Source organism: Bacillus hominis (assembly GCF_018332515.1).
Taxonomy (GTDB): Bacteria; Bacillota; Bacilli; order Bacillales; family Bacillaceae_G; genus Bacillus_A; species Bacillus_A hominis.
The window spans coordinates 1-3,140 of record NZ_BOQD01000450.1 but is presented as its reverse complement, the minus strand read 5'-3'; the positions used below and the strand labels follow the sequence as shown (position 1 = coordinate 3,140).

At 31.8% G+C, this 3,140-nt stretch carries 3 protein-coding genes; all 3 read right to left on the bottom strand.

Annotated elements, in window-relative coordinates:
* The coding region (locus KI356_RS26240; RefSeq protein WP_498066723.1) for a Ger(x)C family spore germination protein at positions 1 to 473 on the bottom strand (473 nt) is incomplete at its 3' end.
* Complete coding sequence (gerXA, locus tag KI356_RS26235) at positions 460 to 1,938, bottom strand: spore germination protein GerXA (RefSeq protein ID WP_128280123.1); 1,479 nt, start codon at positions 1,936 to 1,938, stop codon at positions 460 to 462. The genes KI356_RS26240 and gerXA, both read right to left, overlap by 14 nt.
* Positions 1,939 to 1,994: 56 nt before the next feature.
* Positions 1,995 to 3,074 carry a spore germination protein GerXB gene (gene gerXB, locus KI356_RS26230; protein ID WP_128280122.1) on the bottom strand — a complete coding sequence of 360 codons (1,080 nt, stop codon included), beginning with the start codon at positions 3,072 to 3,074 and terminating at the stop codon, positions 1,995 to 1,997.
* Between the last annotated feature and the right edge of the window lie 66 nt (positions 3,075 to 3,140).

Sequence of the window (3,140 nt, the reverse complement as noted above, 5' to 3'; positions counted from 1 at the left end):
TATAATTGAGAAATATTTAAAATATTATTGTTCGCTAATATATTTTCTAAAGGTTCCTTAGTTCCAAAGATCCACATAGTATCTCGAAATTGAAAAAAACGAGAGAAAAAATCATTAAATTGATTTAAGTCACCATGTTTTAGAAATCTCTCTGTTACAACAATTGTTTTGAGATGCTCCCATGAGATTTCTTGTTGAGCACCCTTATAAAAATCAAATGCTGCCTCATCTAAAATGGGTCCTTTCCCCTTTCCAATATAGGCCTGGCTATAATTACGGGTAGTGCTCCCTTCTTGTTTAGCTATGTTAGAAAAATTAATAAATTGCGGACGGATGATATAATTATTATCTTTAAAATCGATACCTAGACTATTTATATACAAAACGTGATGCAACTCTCTTTGATCCCAACACCCTGTTAGAAACGTACACATCATAAAAAGAAATATAACTATTCTTTTATTTTTCTTCATCGGTACTCTCTCTTTTCCTTGTATTATCTTGCGTATGCAATTCTTTAGGTCTTTTTTTCATATACGTGAAAGGAAGTCTAAATGTGGCTGCTAGCATACTTTTAAACACAGGGGGTGAATATGGTGTAAAGAATGGAACTCCAAAAGAGCGTAAATTTACTACGTGTATCACCATCACAAGGACACAAAAGATAAATCCTACTATGCCTAATAAAGAAGATACTAAGAATACTACATACCGCAATATACTTATTATTCCTGTTACTGACTGATTAGTTAAAGCAAATGTCGAAACAACCGAGATTGCTATTATAATGACCATAGATGCTGAAACAATTCCTGCACTAATAGCAGCTTGTCCAATAATTAATCCCCCTACAACAGATAATGTTTGACCAAATACGGCAGGAACACGTAATCCTGCTTGCCTCAAAATTTCAAATAAGGTCATCATAATTAGCCCTTCTAAAGGAGCTGGAAAAGGAATCCCTTCTCTTGATAAGCTTAATGTAGCTAGCAACGTATAGGGAATCTGATCTGGATGATATGTAATTAGTGCTATCCAAATTCCTGGAAGAAATATAGAAATTGCTATCCCCAAAAGACTTACAAGTCGTACAAAGCTACCGAATATATAGAAAAAATCTTGATCTTCCGATGTATTCACAAAAAAAGGAAATGTAACTGGTGCAATAGTGGCTGTTGGTGACCCTTCAACTAGTAAAATAAAACGCCCATATAGCAAACAATTCACAGCATAATCAGGGCGTCCTGTATATTCGACTAAAGGAAATACACTAAATTGATTGTTTGTGATTAATTCTTCAATTTGTGCACTTGAAACGACCCCATCTATTTTAATTTGTCTTAATTTTAATCGAACTTGATTAATGATATCTTGAGATGCGATATCTTTTAAATACATGAGTGCTACTTTAGTTTGTGTTCTTTCTCCAATAATAAATTCTTCATAACTAAGAGAACTCGTTTTTAGTCTTTTTCTAATTAATCCTATATTTGTGTTTAACTCTTCAACAAATCCATCACGTGCACCCCGAATGGTCATCTCTGTATTTGTTTGTTCAACTGATCTAGTAGGTATTTGGGCAATATCAACTATATATCCTTGTTTAGATTCTTCAAAAATAATGAGGAGGTTACCTTCAAATATAATCTGAGAGATAGTTTCATTCGAATTTACTATATCTAATTTCTGTACTGATAACTGGGGAATTAATGTTGAAAGGTTAAGTTCTTCTATCGAATTACTTAAAAGCTCTTTGCAAACATGGGATGATGTGGCTTGTTTTAATTTTGTATTGTCAATTAAGTTTTGACAATACATAAACAATACTGACCTCGTTTTTTCTTTCTCATCGAATTCACGCTTTATTACTTTTATATCGTTACATCCCTCAAACCACTCTAATATTATCTTCTCGTTTAATTCTACTCGTTTGTTCATCTACGTTGTCTCCTTCAAACTCAGCAACCTTATATGAAATATATTCTCATACTCTTTCAAGAGCTTTTCTTATATTTAACAACCCATACAAACACTATTAGTAAGATAGAAAACAAAAATAGTCCTAATGCTGAAACTGGTAAAACAATTTGAGACACAAACCAATAGAAACTAGAGTCACTGATGGGGAGTATACTTATTACTACAATACATGAAAGTATAGCAAACATAATCCCATTTCTCGTTTTCCGATTTGTAATTGATAACAAATCTGGAATAAGAAAAACAACAAGTGATAGACGAATAAAGATCCCTACAAGCCACTGATACACGGAGAGAAAGTCTAAATTTTCAATGTACCTTCCTATTGACACAAGTCTCCATTCTTCAAATGCTGGATATCGTTGGTTTGCTGCTACGAAAGGACCAAATTCTATAATTGCTGCCATAACTGGTCCTATTGTGATACCAATAATAACAATACCCAAAGCAATCAGTTGATATAATTTGACTTTTGAACAAATGTGATGTTGTAAAAAAAGAATAAAAATTAACTCTAGAAATCCTGCTGCAGGATAAACCATCCCCCTAAATACTGGATTCATTCCATTTTCCATCATTGGCTGAAGTAAAGAATAATCTTTATGTGGAACATTTGCAAACATGACAAAAAAACCAAGTAGAAATACAATAGGTAACAAAACACCTGTTGTAAGTGCAATAGATTGAATTCCTCTTGTAGCATTATAGAGACAAATCATTGAAAAAAGTATTCCTAATACAAAGTGAGGTGTTTCTGGTAAATAAAAAGAGAAAAAGGTTAATGTTTCTTTTAGTGCAACGACACCAATTGTTATTAAATAAAGTACAACTATGAATATGATTGGATATACACTGAATTTCCCAAAATTATTTTTTAACCACAAAAATAAATGTTCATTTTTTATGTTTTTATATATGATGAATATTAATGAAATCCAAATCAAGTATATAATGCTTACTAATATGATAGAGATCCACGAATCTCTACCTGAGGTATCTAATAACATAGGAATCATAATGACATGATTAATTATCCCAATACTACCAATGAGTATCATAGAAACTTGAAATAAAGTAATTGTTTGCTTAGTCATACATACCACCATATTTTGTAATGAATAAATATTACATAGTATAACTGATACATTGCATCTTTATTC